The organism is Skermanella rosea, assembly GCF_016806835.2.
GTDB classification, from domain to species: domain Bacteria; phylum Pseudomonadota; class Alphaproteobacteria; order Azospirillales; family Azospirillaceae; genus Skermanella; species Skermanella rosea.
Genome location: NZ_CP086111.1, coordinates 3,690,265 through 3,709,062, shown reverse-complemented (window position 1 = coordinate 3,709,062; position 18,798 = coordinate 3,690,265). Strand labels below are relative to the sequence as shown.

Annotated in this window: 19 protein-coding genes, 1 pseudogene and 1 riboswitch; of the genes and pseudogenes, 6 read left to right on the top strand and 14 right to left on the bottom strand. The window is 68.5% G+C overall.

What is annotated here, in order from left to right; genetic code table 11:
- The first annotated feature begins 208 nt into the window (after positions 1 to 208).
- Positions 209 to 1,579 carry an alanine/glycine:cation symporter family protein gene (locus JL101_RS17305; RefSeq protein ID WP_228434917.1) on the top strand — a complete coding sequence of 457 codons (1,371 nt, stop codon included), beginning with the start codon at positions 209 to 211 and terminating at the stop codon, positions 1,577 to 1,579.
- A gap of 89 nt (positions 1,580 to 1,668) precedes the next feature.
- A riboswitch (glycine riboswitch) is annotated at positions 1,669 to 1,768 on the top strand.
- 171 nt (positions 1,769 to 1,939) lie between these two features.
- Positions 1,940 to 3,211: a D-amino acid dehydrogenase gene (locus JL101_RS17300; protein ID WP_228434915.1), complete on the top strand. Its 1,272-nt coding sequence runs from the start codon at positions 1,940 to 1,942 to the stop codon at positions 3,209 to 3,211.
- Positions 3,212 to 3,235: 24 nt separating this feature from the next.
- On the opposite strand, the gene JL101_RS17295 is transcribed toward JL101_RS17300, so the two are convergent.
- From JL101_RS17295 to JL101_RS17265, 8 genes and pseudogenes are all read right to left on the bottom strand, one after another.
- Positions 3,236 to 4,060 carry a DUF1206 domain-containing protein gene (locus JL101_RS17295; protein WP_203097243.1) on the bottom strand — a complete coding sequence of 275 codons (825 nt, stop codon included), beginning with the start codon at positions 4,058 to 4,060 and terminating at the stop codon, positions 3,236 to 3,238.
- A gap of 14 nt (positions 4,061 to 4,074) precedes the next feature.
- A complete protein-coding gene (locus JL101_RS17290) occupies positions 4,075 to 4,236 on the bottom strand; it encodes a hypothetical protein (protein ID WP_203097244.1) in 162 nt (53 codons plus the stop codon).
- Between the two features lie 111 nt (positions 4,237 to 4,347).
- The gene (locus tag JL101_RS17285; protein WP_203097261.1) at positions 4,348 to 5,403 is read right to left on the bottom strand and encodes an aldo/keto reductase; all 1,056 of its coding nucleotides are present in this window, start codon (positions 5,401 to 5,403) and stop codon (positions 4,348 to 4,350) included.
- A 50-nt stretch (positions 5,404 to 5,453) separates the two neighbouring features.
- The gene (locus JL101_RS17280) at positions 5,454 to 5,915 is read right to left on the bottom strand and encodes a GTP-binding protein (RefSeq protein WP_203097262.1); all 462 of its coding nucleotides are present in this window, start codon (positions 5,913 to 5,915) and stop codon (positions 5,454 to 5,456) included.
- A 166-nt stretch (positions 5,916 to 6,081) separates the two neighbouring features.
- Positions 6,082 to 6,276: pseudogene (locus JL101_RS17275) on the bottom strand (polysaccharide deacetylase family protein); the annotation flags it as partial.
- Positions 6,277 to 6,491: 215 nt separating this feature from the next.
- Positions 6,492 to 6,623 (bottom strand): hypothetical protein, encoded by a 132-nt coding sequence (locus JL101_RS36910; RefSeq protein ID WP_407697438.1) that lies wholly within the window; start codon positions 6,621 to 6,623, stop codon positions 6,492 to 6,494.
- 58 nt (positions 6,624 to 6,681) lie between these two features.
- On the bottom strand, positions 6,682 to 7,971 hold the full coding sequence (locus JL101_RS17270) for an IS4 family transposase (RefSeq protein WP_228434914.1): 1,290 nt from the start codon (positions 7,969 to 7,971) through the stop codon (positions 6,682 to 6,684).
- Positions 7,893 to 8,975: an asparaginase gene (locus JL101_RS17265; RefSeq protein WP_228434913.1), complete on the bottom strand. Its 1,083-nt coding sequence runs from the start codon at positions 8,973 to 8,975 to the stop codon at positions 7,893 to 7,895. The genes JL101_RS17270 and JL101_RS17265 overlap by 79 nt, the downstream gene beginning before the upstream one ends.
- Before the next feature lie 258 nt (positions 8,976 to 9,233).
- On the opposite strand from JL101_RS17265, the gene JL101_RS17260 reads away from it, so the two are divergent.
- Together JL101_RS17260 and JL101_RS17255 are read left to right on the top strand one after the other, a co-directional pair.
- Positions 9,234 to 9,674 carry a response regulator gene (locus JL101_RS17260; RefSeq protein ID WP_203097535.1) on the top strand — a complete coding sequence of 147 codons (441 nt, stop codon included), beginning with the start codon at positions 9,234 to 9,236 and terminating at the stop codon, positions 9,672 to 9,674.
- Between the two features lie 81 nt (positions 9,675 to 9,755).
- Entirely contained in the window at positions 9,756 to 10,331 is a 576-nt protein-coding gene (locus tag JL101_RS17255; protein ID WP_203097534.1) for a rhomboid family intramembrane serine protease, read from the top strand.
- Positions 10,332 to 10,354: 23 nt separating this feature from the next.
- Here JL101_RS17255 and JL101_RS17250 read toward each other — a convergent pair whose 3' ends face one another.
- Both JL101_RS17250 and JL101_RS17245 read right to left on the bottom strand, forming a co-directional pair.
- Positions 10,355 to 11,296, bottom strand: a complete 942-nt coding sequence (locus JL101_RS17250) for an alpha/beta fold hydrolase (RefSeq protein WP_203097533.1) — start codon at positions 11,294 to 11,296, stop codon at positions 10,355 to 10,357.
- Positions 11,293 to 11,694 carry a thiol-disulfide oxidoreductase DCC family protein gene (locus JL101_RS17245; protein WP_203097532.1) on the bottom strand — a complete coding sequence of 134 codons (402 nt, stop codon included), beginning with the start codon at positions 11,692 to 11,694 and terminating at the stop codon, positions 11,293 to 11,295. Before JL101_RS17245 ends, JL101_RS17250 begins: the two co-directional genes overlap by 4 nt.
- A 203-nt stretch (positions 11,695 to 11,897) precedes the next feature.
- On the opposite strand from JL101_RS17245, the gene hmgA reads away from it, so the two are divergent.
- Positions 11,898 to 13,205, top strand: a complete 1,308-nt coding sequence (hmgA, locus tag JL101_RS17240) for a homogentisate 1,2-dioxygenase (RefSeq protein ID WP_228434911.1) — start codon at positions 11,898 to 11,900, stop codon at positions 13,203 to 13,205.
- Between the two features lie 12 nt (positions 13,206 to 13,217).
- Complete coding sequence (fahA, locus tag JL101_RS17235) at positions 13,218 to 14,495, top strand: fumarylacetoacetase (protein ID WP_203097530.1); 1,278 nt, start codon at positions 13,218 to 13,220, stop codon at positions 14,493 to 14,495.
- Here fahA and JL101_RS17230 read toward each other — a convergent pair.
- The 4 genes from JL101_RS17230 to eno are packed head-to-tail and all read right to left on the bottom strand — an operon-like array spanning position 14,488 to position 18,794.
- A complete protein-coding gene (locus JL101_RS17230; RefSeq protein WP_228434909.1) occupies positions 14,488 to 14,976 on the bottom strand; it encodes a c-type cytochrome in 489 nt (162 codons plus the stop codon). The genes fahA and JL101_RS17230 overlap by 8 nt on opposite strands.
- A 29-nt stretch (positions 14,977 to 15,005) precedes the next feature.
- Positions 15,006 to 16,451 carry a multicopper oxidase family protein gene (locus tag JL101_RS17225; protein WP_228434907.1) on the bottom strand — a complete coding sequence of 482 codons (1,446 nt, stop codon included), beginning with the start codon at positions 16,449 to 16,451 and terminating at the stop codon, positions 15,006 to 15,008.
- Positions 16,452 to 16,485: 34 nt separating this feature from the next.
- Positions 16,486 to 17,496: a phosphotransferase family protein gene (locus JL101_RS17220; protein ID WP_203097528.1), complete on the bottom strand. Its 1,011-nt coding sequence runs from the start codon at positions 17,494 to 17,496 to the stop codon at positions 16,486 to 16,488.
- Entirely contained in the window at positions 17,493 to 18,794 is a 1,302-nt protein-coding gene (gene eno / locus JL101_RS17215; RefSeq protein ID WP_203097527.1) for a phosphopyruvate hydratase, read from the bottom strand. The genes JL101_RS17220 and eno overlap by 4 nt, the downstream gene beginning before the upstream one ends.
- Between the last annotated feature and the right edge of the window lie 4 nt (positions 18,795 to 18,798).

Below are 18,798 nucleotides of genomic sequence, written 5' to 3'. Positions count from 1 at the left end.
CGAGCGTAAACCTCCGCATACATCCCGAAGCCTCAAAGCCGCCCCGGAAAGCGCCGAAACACAGCGTTTTCCGGAGTGGCACGGCGTTTGCTGAATTCTGGTTAACGAAGACCGGTTCCGGGCCGGCGATCCAGGTCGCCCGCAGGTCCGCCCGGCCTTCCCGGTACACTGAACAAAGAAACAGAACAAAGATTCAGTCGGAGGAAACGTGGAAGCTTTCACCGAAAGCCTCAACGCCTTGAACGGCGTTGTCTGGGGTGTCCCCATGCTGGTGCTGATCCTGGGCACCGGCTTGTTCCTGCAAGTGCGGCTCAAGCTGATGCCGCTCGCCAAGATCGGCTACGGCGTCCGGCTCGTCTGGCAGGGCCGCAAGGCGGGCTCGGCGGAGGACGGCGAGATCAGCCCCTTTGCGGCCCTGATGACGGCGCTGGCCGCGACGGTCGGCACCGGCAACATCGCGGGCGTCGCGACCGCCATAGCCCTCGGCGGCCCGGGCGCCCTGTTCTGGATGTGGTGCACCGCGCTGGTCGGCATGGCGACCAAGTACGCCGAGGTCCTTCTGGCCGTCCATTACCGCGAGGTGGACGAAAAGGGCGAGCATGTCGGCGGGCCGATGTACGCGATCAAGAACGGCCTCGGCCCGCGCTGGCGCTGGCTGGGCGTGGCCTTCGCGCTGACCGCCGGCTTCGCCGGCTTCGGCATCGGCAACATGGTGCAGGCCAACGCCATCGCCGGGGTCGCGGAGAACACCTTCGGCGTGCCGGTCTGGCTTACCGGCATCGTGCTGACCGTCGTCACCGGCGCCGTCATCCTGGGCGGCATCAAGCGGATCGGCCGGGTGGCGGAGGCGCTGGTCCCGGCCATGTGCGTCAGCTACGTGCTCTGCGCCCTGTTCGTCCTGGTGGTCTTCGCCGACCGGCTGCCCGAGGCGATCTCCCTGGTGTTCACCCACGCCTTCACCCCGGTCGCGGCCAGCGGCGGCTTCGCCGGCGCCGCGGTCTGGGCGGCCATGCGCTACGGCGTCGCCCGCGGCATCTTCTCCAACGAGGCGGGCCTCGGCACCGCCGGCATCGCCCAGGCGGCCGGCACCACCCGCAGCCCGGTCCGCTCGGCCCTGGTCGGCATGATGGGCACCTTCATCGACACCATCATCGTCTGCACCATGACCGGCTTGGCGATCGTCGTGTCCGGCGTCTGGAACAGCGGCGAGTCCGGGGCGGTGCTCTCCTCGTCGGCGTTCGAGGCCGCGATGCCGGGGATCGGCCAGTACCTCCTGTCGGTCGAGCTCGCCGTCTTCGCCTTCACCACCATCCTGGGCTGGTCCTACTACGGCGAGAAATGCTGGGAATTCCTGGTCGGCACCAAGTCCGCCAAGCCCTACCGGATCTGCTGGACTCTGGCGGTGTTCCTCGGCGCCGTGGCGCAGCTCGACCTCGTCTGGCTGATCGCGGACACGCTGAACGCCTTCATGGCGATCCCCAACCTGATCTCGCTGCTGCTGCTGTCGCCCGTGATCGTCAAGTTGAGCCGCGAATACTTCGCGCGGGAAGGCAACGGCAGGCTGGTCGCCGCGGAGTAATCGGCCGGCGGGCCGACCGTTCGGGACCAGGGTTTTCCGATCCTCGTCTTGACAGGTCAGCCCGGAAGTGAATATTTGAAAATGTCCGTTACTGTCATGCGGGAGAGTTCGACGCGGTCCAGGCCGGCGTCGGCGCCGACGGAGCAACCCCCCAGGAAACTCTCAGGCACAAGGGACCGCATGGCTGGACGATCTGGAGAGAGGCGGCCGGCTGCCAGCAGCCGGTGATGCCCACCGAAGGGGAAGCCCGGCGCTCCGCGGAGCATCGGGGCAAGCTCTCAGGTACAGCGACAGATGGGGAAAGCCGGACCGGGCCGTCGCCCGGTCCCCATTGCCCTCATGCGCACCGGAGAAACACTCATGCGCCACATCGCCGTCATCGGCGCCGGTATCACCGGCGTGACCACCGCCTACGCCCTCGCCGGCAAGGGCTACGCCGTCACCGTGTTCGACCGTCAGCGCTACGCCGCGATGGAAACCTCGTTCGCCAACGGCGGCCAGCTTTCCGCCAGCAACGCGGAGGTCTGGAACCACTGGTCCACGGTCGTCAAGGGCCTCGCCTGGATGCTGAAAAGCGACGCGCCGCTCCTGATGAACCCGTCGCCCAACTGGCACAAATACTCGTGGATGGCCGAGTTCGTCGGCAACATCCGCCACTACCGCGCCAACACGGTCGCGACCACCCGCCTCGCCATCGAAGCGCGGCGCCACCTGTTCGCCATGGCGGAGAAGGAGCGCATCGACTTCGACCTGGAGACCCGCGGCATCCTGCACTTCTACCGCGACCGCCAGGGCTTCGAGCATGCGGCCCGCGTCAACGAAATGCTGGTCGAGGGTGGGCTGGACCGGCGCCCGGTGACTCCGGAGGAGATCCGCGCCATCGAGCCGGCGCTGCCCGGCGACTTCCACGGCGGCTTCTTCACCCCGTCGGACGCCACCGGCGACATCCACAAGTTCACCCGCGGCCTTGCCAAGGCGTGCGTCCGCTACGGCGTCCGCTTCGTCCACGATGCCGCGGTGGAGCGGATCGAGCACGTGGACACCGGCGTCAAGGTCGTCTGGTCCGGCGCCGACGGGACGGGCCGCGCGTCCCGCGACGAGATGGTGGCCGACGGCGTCGTCATCTGCGCCGGCGTCGCCAGCCGGAAGTTCGCCGCCATGGTCGGCGACCGGGTGAACATCTATCCGGTCAAGGGCTACTCGATCACCGTCCATCTCGACGACGACGCCAGCCGCGCGGCGGCCCCCTGGGTCAGCCTGCTGGACGACAAGGCCAAGATCGTCACCAGCCGGCTGGGGCGCGACCGCCTGCGCGTCGCCGGCACGGCGGAGTTCAACGGCGAGAACCGCGACATCCGCGCCGACCGGATCCGGCCGCTGGTCGACTGGACCCGGGGCCTGTTCCCGCAGGTCGATACCGGGAGGGTCGAGCCGTGGAGCGGCCTCCGCCCCATGATGCCGGACATGATGCCGCGCGTCGGCGCGGGACGGCGGCCGGGGGTCTTCTACAACACCGGCCACGGCCATCTCGGCTGGACGCTCTCCGCGGCCACCGCGCAGGTCGTCGCCGAGAAGATCGCCCTCGCCCTGCCGGCCGATCCGCCCGTCCTGGAGACCCGGACGGCCGCCTGACCGGCGCGACGGCCAGGCCGGGACCTAGGCCGGGACGTTGAAGCGGGCGAGCACCGCCGGACAGTCGATCCGGCGGTAGACTCCCTCGATCACGCTGTAGATGCCGAAGGCGAACAGGCCGATGGCGACAATGCCGAGCACCCACGCGCCGTAGGGCTGCTCCTGGAGCATCTGCAGCGCCTTGCCGAGCCCGCCCGATTCGGACGAGTCGGACTGCCAGGCGGCGGTCAGGAAGAAGATGCCGATGATCACGAAGACGACGCCCTTGGCGCCGAGGCCGATCCGGCCGATCGGGCAGATCATCTCCATCGCCTTCGGGTCGGCCCGCAGAAAGCGGCGGAAGGTCGCCTTCCAGGCCTTCACGAAATGCCCGGCGGCGGCCCCCAGGACGGCGAGGCCGACGGCGCCCACCAGCCAGCGGCCGAAGGGCTGGGACAGCAGCCAGGCGGTCCAGTCCTGGGCTCCGTCGCCGCCGCCTCCCGATCCCGGCCCCTGCCAGCCGAGCACCAGGGAGACCGCGAAGACGGCGAGCGAGACATGGATGGCCCCGCTCGCCAGGAGGCCGCTCCGCACCACCAGCCCCTTGGCCTTGGTACCGTGCCCGTCCAGGTCGAACCATGCCTGGGCGACCCGCCAGACCGCGTGGCCGACCAGCCCGAGTGCCACGACCGCCAGCAGCGCCTTGCCGAAGGGCTGCTGCAGGATCTCGCGCAGCACGCCCTTCGTGTCGGTCAGCTGGCCGGCCCCGATCGCGGCCATCATGGCGAACCAGCCGACCAGCACGTAGACGACGCCGCGGGCGCCGTAGCCGAGACGCGCCAGGGACTCGAAACGACCCAGGTTGCCCATTGCGGTCCGCCGGCTCAGTCGTCGACCGTCGTCTTGCGCTCGGTCGTCACCGAGTCCGAGTAGGTGCCGGGCGTGGTCGTGGTCGTCGTCCGCTCCGTCACCGTGTCGTCCGATCCGCAGGCGGCCAGCAGCACCGGGACGGCCAGGGCGACGAGGACGATCTTCATGGTGCGCATGGGTTGCATTCCCCTCAAGTTGATTTCAATCCATCAACCGGGAAAGGCGTCAATCGTTGCGCTTCTGCGGTGAAATCGAAAGTGGTACGCCGCTCGCGGTCCCGCCGGTGCTCATGCCTTCAGGTGCGGGGCGATCAGCACCAGGTCCGCCGCGGACAGGCGGTCTGATGCCGTGTTCGCCTGGTGCCAGTAGGGATAGAGCAGGGGCGGCCGGCTCACCTCTTCCAGCCGGGCGCATTCGTCGGCGCTCAGGGTGAGATCGGCCGCCTTGAGGTTGTCGGCGAGCTGTTCGTCGGTCCGGGCCCCGATCACCGCCGATGCCACGCCCGGCCTGCCGATCAGCCACGCCAGGGCGACCTGGGCCGCCGAGACGCCGCGAGCCTCCGCGATCTCCACCAGCACCTCGACGATGTCGTGGAGCTTGTCCAGGTCGCGCACCGGCGGCTCGCGCCAGTCGTTGGCCTTGCGCGTGCCTTCCGGCTCGGGCCGGCCGCGCCGGTACTTCCCGGACAGCAGTCCCCCCGCCAGCGGCGACCAGATGAGGATGCCGACGCCCTGGTCCACCGCGATCGGCGCCAACTCGTATTCCGCCTCGCGGGCCTGGAGCGTGTAGTGGATCTGCTGCGACACCGGACGGACGAAGCCGTCCCGCTCCGATATCCCCAGGGCCTTCATCAGGTGCCAGCCGGAGAAGTTCGACACGCCGACGTACCGGACCTTGCCCGACCGGACGAGGTCGTCGAGCGCCGCCAGGGTCTCCTCCAGCGGGGTCAGCCCGTCCCATTCGTGGAGCTGGTAGAGATCGATGTAGTCGGTCTTCAGCCGCCTGAGGCTCGCCTCGCAGGCGCGGACGAGATGGTGGCGCGACAGGCCCCTGTCGTTGGGGTCCTTTCCCATCGGAAAGCGCGCCTTCGTGGCGATCAGCAACCGGTCGCGCCGGTCGGAAACGGCCTCTCCCAGGATCTCCTCGGACAGGCCGGTCGAATAGACGTCGGCCGTATCGTAGAGATTGATCCCGGCATCCAGGCACATGTCGATCTGGCGGCGGGCGCCGGCCGGATCGGTATTGCCGGTCTTGGCGAAGCTCCCCTTGCCGCCGAACGTCATCGTGCCGAGCGTCAGCGCAGACACCTTGAGGCCGGATCGGCCGAGTTGACGATAGTCCATCTGGTGAAATCCTCGCAGGATCGGAAAGGGGGCGGTCGGGGTCGAAAACGTCAGGTCGCTTCCTGCCCGGCCGGAGTATCGACGAAGGCCTTGAAGGATCGCCGGACGATGGCCGGGTCCAGGCCCTGGGCGATGACGACGATCCGCGTGCCCGGAATGCCGTCGGGCCAGGCGTCGAGATGAACCGGCTTGTGGATCAGATGTTGCACTCCCTGGACGACGACGGGGGTGTCCACCCCCCGGATCGACAGCAGTCCCTTGAGGCGAAGCACTTCCGTGCCGTGGCGGTTGAGCAGCATCGAGAGCCAAAGCCCGAAACGGGCCCAGTCCAACGGCTTCTCCGCCGTCAGCAGGAACGCCCGAACGTCGCCATGAAGGTTCACGTCCGGATGATCGTGATGGTGATGCCCTTCCGCGGTTTCGGAGGCGAGCCAGCGCGCGACTTCGCTTGGGCGGGCCCCGGCGTCGTGGATGTCGTCGAGGAGCAGGGAAGCCTCGGGCGCCCGGGACATAGGGCTTCATCCAGGCCGACGGATGCTGCGAATAGTCGATCTTCGTCCACTGGTCGCCGACCGTCACGTAATAGGGATGGTGGTCGTTGTGCATCAGCGAGTGATCGTACTTGATGCCCTTCTGCAGGAGCAGCTGGTTGGTCTTGGAGCCGAACTCCCACCAGGGCGCCACGTAGCCGCGCGGCGGCTTGCCCGTGAGCTCGGCGATGAGGTCGACGCACTTGTCGAAGATCGCCTCCTCCTGCACCGGGGTCATCGCGATGGGGTTTTCGTGGCTGTAGCCGTGCATCCCGACTTCATGGCCGGCGTCGGCGACGGCCTTCATCTGCTCCCGGAAGGTCTCGATCGAGTGGCCGGGCATGAACCAGGTCGTCCTGATCCCCCATTTCTCGAACATGCGCAGCAGCCGCATGCTTCCGACCCGCCCGGCGAATACCCCGCGGGAGATGTCGCAGGGGCTGTCCTCGCCGCCGTAGGACCCGAGCCAGCCCGCGACCGCGTCCACATCGACGCCGTAGGATACCAGGATCTCTTTTCCCATCGTTCACCTCTTCCCTGTTCGCGATTTCCGCCGGATCAGTTGCCGTGAAGCTCCATTTTCTGGCGGATCATGGTTGGGTCCGCACCGGACCCCAGCAGCAGCGCCAGCAGGATCCGTGCCTTGATGCCGCTCAGGTCGCCGCAGAAGATCGCCCCGGCCGCTGCCAGGTCCGACCCTCCGCCGACCCCGTAGATCGGCTCGACCCTCCCCTGGGGAGCTAGTCTATCAACAGATCTTTTGCCGGAGAGCTACGCCCTCGCACATTGTTGCGAAACGGGCGTAGCCTCTGGCAAAAGTGATGGGTCCAGCCGGCTTGGATTTGGGATAGCCGTCCCAGCCGCCCAAACGGGCGATAAACCATGCGGCCCAAGCCAGCGTGTCGGGCGGATGTGGGTTTTTGCGGGCGGCGGTGCGGCCTTCCAGACGTGGTTGTAGGGCGATCAGGACGCTGACCTGCTGTGCGGAGAAAGTGTCGTCGATCGGGCGAACCAGGACGCCGTCGCGAACGCCGAGCAGTTGCAGGATGTGCGTGGCGGCGACCAGGGCGACGAAAGCCAGCCGCTGAAGGGCGTCGGCGCTTTCGACCTGGCTCGACTCGATATCCAGCCCCTGCGTCTTGAGAGTACGGAAAAGCTGCTCGATGGTCCAGCGCCGCCGGTACCAAAGCACGATTTCCAAGGCTTTTGCGGTGTCCTCGACCTGATGTGTCGTCAGCAGCCGCCAATGTACCGGGTCTTCTCCGGCGGGGGCGTCCACTTCGCGAACATCGACCATTCGAAGGGCGAGCGCCGGTGCGGCGCCGGGGTGTGTCCCGTTCCTGGGCCGTTTCACCGCGACCGCGCCGTAGCGCAGTTCCAGGGTCGCCGTGCGGGCCGAGCGCTTGCCGGGGCGTTCGGGAAGGTCCAGCGTGAAGCGCTCCGCCACCGCCAGCGCGTCGCTCCAGGCGTATAAGTAGCCGCCTCCGGCCAGCGCCCTGTCGCGGCAGGCCCGCGTCAGAAGATCGAAACCCGTTTCCGGCAGCCGCTCCCATTCCTCGTAGATGTCGCTTTCGCGGTCGGCGACGACCGTGACGTGCCGGGCCGTATCGAGATAGTGCTTGGCTGTCTGCGCGCCCTCCAGCCAGCGCATCGATTCCTTGCTCTCGATCGGCAGAGCCCGACGGTGCTTGGCCGCGGTTTCATGACGGGCGTAGACCTGCGCTCCGACAAGTCCCAGACAAGCTCCGCTTTCGGCCTCGACCGCCAGCACCGGATGGACGAACAGCCCGGCGTCCCGGCCATTGCCCACGGTGCCCAGGCCCCGCGTTCGTCCGGCATGGGCCTGATAGTTCAATTCGCTGGTGTCCTGGATGGCCAGAACATGCAGGCCGACGACGCGCGCCCGCATCTGCTCGCCGATCGTGCATTCCATTTCCACCAGTCTTACCTTGGCATTGTTCAGCCAACGCCCGAAGCGAGCCTCTTCGATCCGGTCGTTCGACAAACGCCGAATGCGGACGGTCGAGCGCTCGACCATCCTTTGCAGCAGTTGCCGCCCCCTTTTTTCAGCCGTTCATCGTTGAAACGGCCGACGATATCAACCTGAATGTCCATTCGTGACGCCCTCCGCCTGAGAACGTCACGAACAGAATCACATCCCCGCCAAACTACGCAACTACAGCGACAAACCCGAGTCAACCTGCCGCACCTAAAAAGATCTGTTGATAGATTAGCCTGGGGAGAGCGGGAGGTCACGGCCACCGGAATACCTCGCCCGATCGCCTCGATCGCGGCCTCGGCGACCGCCGGCGTGGCGTTGCCCCGGCCGAAGGCCTCGAGCACCAGACCGCGCGCGCCGTTCTCCACCGCCGCCCTGACGAACGCCGCATCGGAGCCCATGACCAGCTTGATCAGGTCGACCCGAGGCTGGATCCGGCGCGTTTCGACGGTGCCGCGCCGGATCGTCCTGCGTTGCAGCCTTACCCGGCCGGCATCGATCTCGCCCAGCTTGCCGTGCTCGGCCGACGCGAAGGTCCCGACCCGCGACGCATGCATCTTGGTGGCGTCCCGGGCCGCATGGATCTCCTGCCCGAACACGATCAGGGCGCCCAGTCCGCGCGCATCCAGGCAGGCGGCGACCCGGATCGAGTCAGCCAGGTTCCGCGGCCCGTCGGAGTCGGGCTCGTCGGCATGAAGCTGCGCCCCGGTGAAGACGACCGGCTTCTCCGACTCGAGCAGGAGGTCCGCGAGGTAGGCGCTTTCCTCCATGGTATCGGTCCCGTGGGTGACGACCACGCCGGCGGTATCCGGGTTCGAAAGCAGGGCGCGGATGCGCTGGGCCAACTCGAAGGCGGTCGGCAGATCGATCCGGTAGCTTCCGAGGTTGGAGAACTCCTCCGCCGTGACCGGCACGCCGGGGGCGAGGGGGCCGAGCGTCGAGACGAGTTCTTCGCCCGCCACTTTGCTCACCACGGACCCATGCTCCGCGCTGTAGCGCGACGCGATGGTCCCGCCGGTGCTGAGGACGACGATGCGTGTCACTGGATTTCGTTCCCCGCTGGGTTCGGATGGGGTGCGGACGGGAAGTGCCTGCTTTTCGCCGCTCCCTCCATAGCAACACCGTGCCGTGGCCGTTGGCTCCACCCGATCCGCCCAGGTCGCGCAGGGATTGACCCGCGGAGACGGGCAGGAAAAATGGTTTCAATGAGGCATAATTTATGGCTAACGTTTGGTTAACGTTCTCGGGCGCACTCTGCAGTCCAAATCACGGAGGTCATGCTCAGCATGGGGGGCGCCCAGATGCCTTTTACTGTAGACATCGCCACCAGCACGGAACGGTCCGACGCGCAGCGCATCCTGGTCTGCGAAGACAATCACCTGATCGCCATGGGGTTGGCATCCATCCTGGCAAGGGAAGGCTACACCGTCCTGGGACCGGTCGACACCGGCGAGGAAGCGCTCCGCACGGCGTTCCAGGACCTGCCGGACCTGACGCTGCTCGACATCGAGCTTGCGGGCGCCATCGACGGCATATCGGTCGCGGCCGAGTTGCATCCGATGGGGGTGGAAATCATCTTCGTCACCTCCGACTATCAGAGGGCGGCCCTGGACGGGCGGGAGTACGCATCGGATGTCCTGATCAAGCCCGTGCGTGTCAATGCCGTCCTGAACTCCGTCGCCGCCGCGCTGCGCAAGAGACCGCCGAAGGAACGGCATGAGGCCGTCCTGGCCGCATCCTGATCGCCGGGGCAGCGACTCCCGGTGACGGCAGCCGCTGGATTATCTATGGTCTCGGCTGGATATCACTGCCCAGGTGCCGCCTTGCCCAGGATCGAACTGAACGCGCCGGTGACCGTCTGCTACACCTTGGCCGCGGTCGCGGCGACCATCCTGCCGGTGCAGGGAAAACTGGCGATCCATGGGCCGATCCGGCCGTGGGACGGCGATTTCCTCCTCTCCCTGCTGACCTGGACGCTGGCCCATGGCGGCATGACCCACCTTCTGTCCAATTTCGTGGTGATCCTGCTGACCGGGCCTCTGCTGGAGGACCGCTTCGGCTCAATCAGGATGCTTGGCGTCCTGGTCACGGCGTCGGTGTCGGTCGGGCTGGCCCAGTGCATCCTCGACCCGAGGGGCGCGCTGATCGGTGCCAGCGGGACCGTATTCTGCCTGATCATGCTGACCGCCATGCTGGCCGGGCGGTCCGGCACGATCCCGGTCACGGTTCTGCTGGTGGCCGCCCTTTACCTCGGCCGCGAGGTGATGGCGCTGTTCGCCGACGACGGCATTTCCCAGACGGCGCACATCCTGGGCGGGGTGCTCGGCGTGATCCTCGGCGTCGTCATGCGCGCCGGTTCCGCCTCCTCTCCGCGCCATCCGGTGTCCCGCCGCTCCTGACGCCCGGCGCCGGGACACCGCGCTCACCGGGCGAGGAACGCCTTCACCGGCTCCAGGGAGAGGGCGGGAGCTTCTTCCTGGGGAACGTGGCCGATGCCGGGCAGGCGCACCAGCGTCGCGCGGGGCAGCACCCGCAGATAGTCCTCGGCGTTGGCGAGCGGGATCAGAGCGTCCTTCTCGCCCCACAGCAGCAGGGTCGGGGCTCGGACGAGCCGCAGCAGGGGCACGGGGTCCTCGCGTACCGCCTGCTCCATCCGGGCGATCATCGCGTCCCGGACGCCGGGTGCCCGGATCAGGTCGTGGTAACGGTCGAGATAAGCATCCGTCATCCTGCCCGGATCGCCGTAGGCCGGCGCCAGGTTCATACTCAGCAGGATGCGGGGCAGGGCGTAGCGCATCAGCTTCAGGGGGAGGGGTATCTCGACCCTCTGCCCGTATTCCTCGCCGGGGCTGGCGAAGCCGTCGGGAGAGATCAGCACGAGCTTTTCCACGCGTTCGGGGCTCCGGGATGCGAAGTTCCAGGCGATCCTCCCGCCCATGGAATTGCCGACCAGGCTCGCCCGGTCGATCCCGATCCTGTCCATCAGGGCCTGCAGGATCTCCATGCTGCGTCCGACCGTGTAGTCGCCCGTGGGGTCCGGCTCCGACAGGCCCGAACCCGGGAGATCGAAGCGGACCACCCGGAATTCGGCCGAAAGATCCCGGGCCCAGGGCTCCCAGGTGTGGAGACTCGACCCGAAGCCGTGCAGCAGGATGATCGCCGGGGCGTCCCGGGGGCCGCGGTCGCGCACATGCAGGAGCAGGCCCGCCACATCCATCAGGTCCGCCGGCGCGTCGAGATACCGGGACTCCAGTTCAGCCCTGGACTTGTCGGGAGTCCAGAGCCACAGGCCGACGCCGGCCAGGGCCGCAAGCAGGATGCCCGCCGCCGTCCAGGCGAAACTCCCGGTTCCGGAAAGACTCATGTTCCGCAGCGATCGTCCGGGCAGGCGCCCCTGGCTGAAGGCAGCGGGCGCAGGCGCAGGAAAAGCCGGTAGCCGCGCTCCAGCACGGGGATCATGCCGGGCAGGCGCGCCAGGGATGCGAGTCCCCGGAAACCGGGGATCATCGACCAGAGGGCAGCGAAGGCCGCGGCGCCCGAAAGCAACGTGCCGTCCGCCCGGCGCAGATGGAACCGGGCGAGCGCCGCCTCCTGGCCGATCCCGTCACGGGCCTGGTCGACCGGCTCCCGGCGCAGGTCCTGCCAGCGGATGCGGCCCCCCATGTCGCGCCGACGGTAGAAGGCGATCTCCCGCGAGCAGACCGGGCAAGCGCCGTCATAGTAGACGGTCGCGGCGGGAGGGGAGGAGCGAGGCGCGTTCATGACAGAGACATGGGCGCCTGCGGGCCGCCGTCCAGGGAGGACGCGTCGATGACCGCCGCGTTCCGATCGGATCCGTATCGGGTATCCTCGTCGCACCGAAGCCGGGAAAAAGCCGGATGACCGTCCCACATGATTATCCAAGGGGATCGAAGGGGCGACCGCGAAACCGCTCCTGCGGGAAAACGATGATCGGAGGAACACCCATGGCAACCGAACTGGCCTACCAATCCGGCTTCGGCAACGGCTTCGAGTCCGAAGCGCTGCCCGGCGCCCTGCCGATCGGCCGCAACTCGCCGCAGCGATGTGCCTACGGCCTTTATGCCGAGCAGCTCAGCGGCTCGCCCTTCACGGCGCCGCGGGCGTCCAACGAGCGTTCCTGGCTTTACCGAATCCGGCCGACCGTCGCCCACTGGGGCCGGTTCGCCAAGGCCGAGGCCGGCCCGTGGCGCACGGCGCCCTGCGTCGAGGTCGAGATCCCGCCGGCACCGATGCGTTGGGACCCGGTGCCGATCCCTTCGGAGCCGCTCACCCTCGTGGAGGGGGTGCGGACCATCACCACCGCGGGCGATGCCGGCAGCCAGACCGGCATGGCGGCCCACGTCTATCTCGCCACCCGTTCCATGGAAGACGAGTATTTCTACAATGCCGACGGTGAGATGCTGTTCGTTCCCCAGCAGGGCGCCTTGCGGCTGCGCACCGAGTTCGGCACCATCGACATCGCTCCCGGCGAGATCGCCGTGATCCCGCGCGGGGTGAAATTCAAGGCCGAACTGCCGGACGGTCCGGCCCGCGGGTATCTGTGCGAGAACTACGGCGGCAGCCTGACGCTGCCGGAGCGCGGCCCGATCGGCGCCAACTGCCTCGCCAACCCGCGGGATTTTCTCACCCCCGTCGCGGCCTACGAGGACCGCGACGCACCGTCGAGGCTGACCGTGAAGTGGGGCGGCTCGCTATGGGTGACGGAGATCGCCCACTCGCCGCTGGACGTGGTCGCCTGGCACGGCAACTACGTGCCCTACAAGTACGACCTGCGGCGTTACTCGCCGGTCGGCCCCGTCCTGTTCGACCATGCCGACCCCTCGATCTTCACCGTGCTGACCTCGCCCTCGGAGACGCCGGGCACCGCCAACATCGACTTCGTCATCTTCCCCGAGCGCTGGATGGTGGCCGAGAACACCTTCCGCCCTCCCTGGTACCACATGAACGTCATGAGCGAGTTCATGGGGCTGATCCAGGGCGTCTACGACGCCAAGACTGGGGGCGGCTTCGTGCCGGGGGGCTTCTCCCTGCACAACACGATGCTGCCGCACGGGCCCGATGCCGACGCCTTCGAGACGGCGAGCAATGCCGACCTGAAGCCGCACAAGCTGGAAGGCACCCTGGCCTTCATGTTCGAGACGCGCTTTCCCCAACGGGTCACCGCCTTCGCCGCCGGGCTGGAGCAGCTTCAGCAGGACTACGGCACCTACGGGACGCGGCTGCGCAAGCATTTCGATCCCGGACGCCGCTGAGGAGCACCCGACATGCATCCCAACGATCCCTTCCTCAGGTCCTTCGTGGACGTGGCGCCCGATAGCCATTTCCCGATCCAGAACCTGCCCTTCGGGGTGTTTTCGACCGATGCCGACCGGGTGCCGCGGGTCGGCGTCGCAATCGGCGACCGGATCCTCGCCTTGGCGGCGCTGGAGGAGGCCGGCTTGCTGGCCGCGGACCCGTCCGGCGGACCAGTGTTCGCCCGGTCCAGCTTGAACCCCTTCATCGCGCTGGGACGTGACGCCTGGCGGCAGGTGCGGGCGCGCGTCAGCGAGCTTCTGCGCCACGACAGCCCGACCCTGCGGGACGATCCGGCCCTGCGTGCCCGCGCCCTGGTGCCGATGGCCGGGGCGCGCCTCCACCTGCCGGTCGAGGTCGGCGATTACACCGATTTCTATTCGTCCAGGGAACATGCCACCAATGTCGGCTCGATGTTCAGGGACCCGAAGAACGCGCTGCTGCCCAACTGGCTGCACCTGCCGGTCGGGTACAACGGCCGGGCCAGCTCGGTGGTGGTCAGCGGCACGCCGGTGCGCCGGCCCAACGGCCAGACCAAGGCGCCCACCGCGGATCAGCCGAGCTTCGGCCCCAGCCGCAAGCTCGACATCGAGTTGGAGACCGCCTTCATCGTCGGCCGGGGCAACGCGCTGGGCGAGCCGATCCCCGTTGCCGAGGCGGAGCGGCACATCTTCGGCATGGTACTGATGAACGACTGGAGCGCCCGCGACATCCAGCAGTGGGAATACGTGCCGCTCGGGCCGTTCAACGCCAAGAGTTTCGCGACCTCGATCTCTCCCTGGGTGGTGACGCTGGACGCCCTGGAATCGTTTCGCGTGCCCGGCCCGCCGCAGGACCCGGAGCCGCTGCCCTACCTCCGTCAGGTCGACAAGGCGTCGGTCGACCTCCACCTGGAGGTGGCGTTGCGGCCCGACGGAACCGCAGATGCCACCACGGTCTGCCGGACGAACTTCAGGCACCTGTACTGGAGCATGGCGCAGCAGCTCGCCCACCATACGGTATCAGGCTGCAACACCCGCGTGGGCGACCTGATGGGCTCCGGCACGATCAGCGGCCCGGAGCCGGACAGCTTCGGCAGCCTGCTGGAACTCACCTGGAACGGCCGGAACCCGCTCGCCCTGGCGGGAGGCGGCGAACGCTCGTTCCTGGAGGATGGGGACGAGGTGACCATCACCGGCTGGTGCCAGGGCGACGGCTACCGCATCGGCTTCGGCGAAGTCACCGGGCGCGTCACGCCGGCCCTCAGCTGATGCCGGCGGACATCCAGCGGGTCCGGACGTTCTCCGGCCAGCGGCTCGCGATGAATGCCAGCACCGCCCGGATCTCCGCGTCGGAAAGCGTGCCGCCGAACGCCGGCATGTCGCTCTCGTAGCCGGGAGGGGCGTGCGCGGCCATTCCGTCCTTGATGATGCCGAAGAGCGTTTCGGCCGGGTGATGCCAGGTGTGGCCGGAGACGTCGTGGGGCGGGGCGGGCAGCCTGCCGTCGGGCTTCCGCTCGCGCCAGTCCGGCTGCCCCTCCAGGACGGTCCCGTGGCAGGACGCGCAGTTCTCGGCATAGACGGTCCGGCCCAGGGCCACCTGGGCGGGGTCCGCCGGATCGATCCGGGCATCGTCGGGTGCCTGCATCCGGAGGGCGATGCCGACCACCGCGACGAGCGCCAGCGCGGCGCCCCCGCCCCACGCCGCCAGGCGGCGCCGCGTCATCCGATTTCGGACTGTCGGGACAGGCATGGCGGTTCTCCTCCGAAGGCGGGGGCGGCTCAGGCGACGCGGATGGTGCTCATCATCCCGGCGGCCTGATGCTCGAGGATGTGGCAGTGGAACATCCAGTCGCCCGGATTGTCGGCGACGAAGGCGATCTCGACGCGTTCCCGCGGGGCCAGCAGGACGGTGTCCTGCCACTCCTTGAAGCGGGTCGGCCGGCCGTTCCGCGACAGCACCCGGAACGTGTGGCCGTGCAGATGCATCGGATGGGGCCACGCCGTCTCGTTCGCCATGGCGATCACGCAGGTCCGGCCGCGCCCGATCGTGAGGATCGGCGCCATGGCACGCCCGGAATCCCCGCCGCCATGCCGGTCGGCACCGCCGGAGGAAACGCCGTTGATCGCCCAGGCCATGCCCTGGCGCAACATGGTCCGCATGTCGGTCATCCGCCCGTCCACCATGGCTCCGGCCATGCTTCCCATCATCCCGCCGCCCAGGGTCACCTCGTGGCGGACCGCGGCGGAGAGGTCGGGTTCCGCCACCGGGTTCGCCGGCAGCCGGACCGGCGTGTCCGGCGGCTTGTCGCGCAGACGGTCCGGCCCGTAGCCGAGGTCCAGCAGCCGATAGGCGCGGTCGGGGTAGTAGTCGTCGATGACGGTGGTCCGGTCGCCGGGAGCGCCGGTCATGTCGAGCACGAGGTCGACGCGCATCGCGGGCGCCAGGACGATGCGGCCGCCTTCCGGCTCGTGCGGCTCGACCGGATGGCCGTCGATGGCGATCACCGTCGGCCGGTGCTCCCGGAAGCGCAGCCCGAAGATGCGGGCATTGGCGGCATTGACGAGGCGCAGCCGGACCCGCTCGCCGGCCCGCACAGGCACCTCGTCGAGCACGCGGCCGTTGACGGTAACGGTGTTTCCGACCCGGCCGCCATGGCTCATGTCCATCATGGCGCCGAAGTCATTGCTGATCGAAGCATCCCCTTTCAGGCGCGAGTCGCCCAGCATCCAGCAGAGGTCGCGGTCGACCGGGACCGGCTCGCGCTCCTCGACGATCAGCGCGCCGTGAAGACCGCGGCCGACCTGCTCGTGGCTTCGCTGGTGCGGGTGGTACCAGAAGGTCCCGGCGTCCAAGGCGTCGAACTCGTAGATGAAGGTCTCGAAGGGAGCGATCGGGGGCTGCGTCAGGTGCGGCACGCCGTCCATGGCATTGGGGACGCGGAGCCCGTGCCAGTGGACGGTCGTCTCCTCGGCCAGCCGGTTGGTGACCGCGATGCGCAGGCGGTCGCCCTGGCGAACGCGGATCTCCGGACCGGGCACCCGGCCGTCATAGGCCCATACCGTCGTCTCGGGGTAGGCGTCGCCGACCATCCGGATCCTTGCGGGGCCGGGTGCCAGGGTGTGGGTCGCCTCCAAGGCCGCTGCGGGGCGCAGGGACGCGGGGACCATCGAGGCCACGCCGGCGGCACCGCCCGCGAGGAGAAGGCTTCGGCGCGTGAGAGGCATGACCAGCGGGTTCCGGCTCATCGTATCCCTTGTCTCAATGCCGCAGGCTGTCGAGCCAGCGGTGCCTGACGGCGGAAAGCCGGTCCGGCGGCTCGGCCACGAGGCCGCGCGCAACGCTCCTGACGATTTCCTTGTCCGTCTCCTCGGTCACGTACTCGACGGGCGATTTGCCGTCAACGCGGGCAAGCAGGAGCGCCGGGAGCAAGGCCGCGCAACGGCTCTCGAATGTCGCCGCATCTTCCCAGGCCGCATGGGGCAGGTAGGCGCCGGCCATCCGGTCGAATGCATCCATGAGCAGGCCCGTCCTGTCGCGGACCGGAAGGCATTTCAGGAGCAGGTGGTTCAGGCAGAAGGCCAAGTCGAACGCCGGGTCGCCGTACCAGGCGCATTCCGCGTCGAGGATCACCGGGCCTTCGGGACCGGCCAGGATGTTCTTAGGGCTGACGTCCCCATGGACCAGTGCCAGCCTGGTGGTTCCGGTCGTCGCGGCGATCGCTTCCAGCCGGCCGGCAAGGTCCGGGTGGCGGCGGGCGGTCGCCAGCAGATAGGGTTCGAGGCGGAGCGCGTGGAAGGACGCGTCGGTCGCGAACGCAGCGGCGGTTCGTCCGTCGCCGGCCGTTTCGGCATGGATCGCGCCCAGGATATCCCCGACCGCGGCGGCGAAGGCGGGATCGACCGTGCCCCGGAGCAGCAGGGCTTTCCACACGGGATAACGGTCCGCCGGAAGGAACGCCATGGCGAACATGTTGCCGCCGGCATGCCGTCCGATCAGCGGCGGCACCGCCGCCGGCGCTATCTCCCGTACCCTCTCGAACCAGGCGTATTCGTAGCCGCTCCGCTCGACCGGGGCGGTCCAGTGGGCCGCCACCCGAAGCGTCGGAAGCGCCCGCTTGATGCAGAGGGCGCGTCCGTCCGCCTCGACGAACCAGATGTCGGAGGACACGCCGCCCGTCAAGGGATTGGCCCGCAGGTCCTGTCCCTGGATGCCGAGGTCGGCGAGGAACCGGCGCATGTCTTCGGGAAGGCCGGCATGGGGGTCCGTCATGGCCCCCTCCGTCCGGCCAGGAAGCGCACGCCGGCATAACCCACCCCCGGCTCCTCGACAATCCGCAGGAGCTGATTGTACTTCTCCAGCCGTTCGGTATTGCGGACCGAACCGATCTTGATCTGTCCGCCGATGGCGCCCACCGCCAGGTCGGACATGAAGCTGTCCCCGGTTTCCCCCGACCGGGCGGAAATCACGGTCGAATAGCCGCCGGCCCGCGCGGTCGCGATCGCCTCCAGGGTGCCGGTCAGGGTTCCGTTCTGGTTGAGCTTGATCAGCACGCTGTTGGCCGCGCCCAGGTCCATGCCGCGCCGGATCCGCTCCGGGTTGGTGCTGAACAGATCGTCCCCGACCACCTGGATGCGGGAGAGCCGGCGGGTCAGGTCCGGCCAATAGCCCCAGTCCTCGTCGTGCAGGCCGTCCTCCACCGACACGATCGGGAAGCGCTCGATCCATCCCTCTATCGTGTCGATCATGCCGGCGCTGTCCAGGGAGCGCCCTTCGCGGGAAAGGCCGTAGGAACCATCGGCCCCGAGAAGGGACGTCGCCGCCACGTCGATGGCGATCCCGATGTCCCGGCCCGGCGACAGGCCCGCGCGCTCGATCGCCTCCACCATCAATCCCAGCGCGATCTCGGCCGAGGGGCATCCCGGGCTCAGCCCTCCCTCGTCCGCGAGGAGCACGGGGGCGCCATACCGGCTGACGACCTCCTCCGCGGCGGCGCGTACCCGGATGATATCGTGGAGCGCCGTGGGATAGTCCGAGGCGCTCAAGGGGACGGCCAGGAAATCCTGCACGTCCATGCCGCGGCCAGCGTGGAGCCCGCCGCTCAGGATGTTCACCATCGGCAGTGGCAGCACCGGATCGCCGGCACCCGCCAGGGCGCCGAGGCGGCGATAGAGCGGTTCGCGGTCGGCTTCCGCCGCGGCCCGGCAGGTGGCGAGCGAGACCGCCAGGACCGCGTTCGCGCCCAGGCGCTCCAGGCGCGGCGTTCCGTCCAGCGCCTGCATGGCCCCGTCGATTCCCGTCTGGTCGTCGGCATCCCGGCCCCGCAGGAGCGGGGCGATCTCCTCCGCGACGTTCGCCACGGCTTTCGATACGCCGCGCCCGAAATAGGATGCTGCATCGCCGTCGCGGAGTTCGTGCGCCTCGCTCCGGCTCGTCGAGGCGCCGGACGGTACCGACGCCCGCCCCATGGCACCGCCTTCGAGCATCACGTCCGCCTCGACGGTCGGCCGTCCCCGGGAATCGAGGATCTGCCGGGCCCTCACGGCCGTGATCGTGGTCTTCGCCATCATTCCT

What these genes read in the sequence shown, in the direction of transcription:
- JL101_RS17300 (WP_228434915.1), top strand. Translation starts at nt 1,940, where the DNA reads ATGCGCCACATCGCCGTCATCGGCGCCGGTATCACCGGCGTGACCACC.
- JL101_RS17295 (WP_203097243.1), bottom strand. Translation starts at nt 4,060, where the DNA reads ATGGGCAACCTGGGTCGTTTCGAGTCCCTGGCGCGTCTCGGCTACGGC.
- JL101_RS17290 (WP_203097244.1), bottom strand. Translation starts at nt 4,236, where the DNA reads ATGCGCACCATGAAGATCGTCCTCGTCGCCCTGGCCGTCCCGGTGCTG.
- JL101_RS17285 (WP_203097261.1), bottom strand. Translation starts at nt 5,403, where the DNA reads ATGGACTATCGTCAACTCGGCCGATCCGGCCTCAAGGTGTCTGCGCTG.
- JL101_RS17280 (WP_203097262.1), bottom strand. Translation starts at nt 5,915, where the DNA reads ATGTCCCGGGCGCCCGAGGCTTCCCTGCTCCTCGACGACATCCACGAC.
- JL101_RS17270 (WP_228434914.1), bottom strand. Translation starts at nt 7,971, where the DNA reads ATGGTCGAGCGCTCGACCGTCCGCATTCGGCGTTTGTCGAACGACCGG.
- JL101_RS17260 (WP_203097535.1), top strand. Translation starts at nt 9,234, where the DNA reads ATGCCTTTTACTGTAGACATCGCCACCAGCACGGAACGGTCCGACGCG.
- JL101_RS17250 (WP_203097533.1), bottom strand. Translation starts at nt 11,296, where the DNA reads ATGAGTCTTTCCGGAACCGGGAGTTTCGCCTGGACGGCGGCGGGCATC.
- JL101_RS17245 (WP_203097532.1), bottom strand. Translation starts at nt 11,694, where the DNA reads ATGAACGCGCCTCGCTCCTCCCCTCCCGCCGCGACCGTCTACTATGAC.
- hmgA (WP_228434911.1), top strand. Translation starts at nt 11,898, where the DNA reads ATGGCAACCGAACTGGCCTACCAATCCGGCTTCGGCAACGGCTTCGAG.
- fahA (WP_203097530.1), top strand. Translation starts at nt 13,218, where the DNA reads ATGCATCCCAACGATCCCTTCCTCAGGTCCTTCGTGGACGTGGCGCCC.
- JL101_RS17230 (WP_228434909.1), bottom strand. Translation starts at nt 14,976, where the DNA reads ATGCCTGTCCCGACAGTCCGAAATCGGATGACGCGGCGCCGCCTGGCG.
- JL101_RS17225 (WP_228434907.1), bottom strand. Translation starts at nt 16,451, where the DNA reads ATGCCTCTCACGCGCCGAAGCCTTCTCCTCGCGGGCGGTGCCGCCGGC.
- JL101_RS17220 (WP_203097528.1), bottom strand. Translation starts at nt 17,496, where the DNA reads ATGACGGACCCCCATGCCGGCCTTCCCGAAGACATGCGCCGGTTCCTC.
- eno (WP_203097527.1), bottom strand. Translation starts at nt 18,794, where the DNA reads ATGATGGCGAAGACCACGATCACGGCCGTGAGGGCCCGGCAGATCCTC.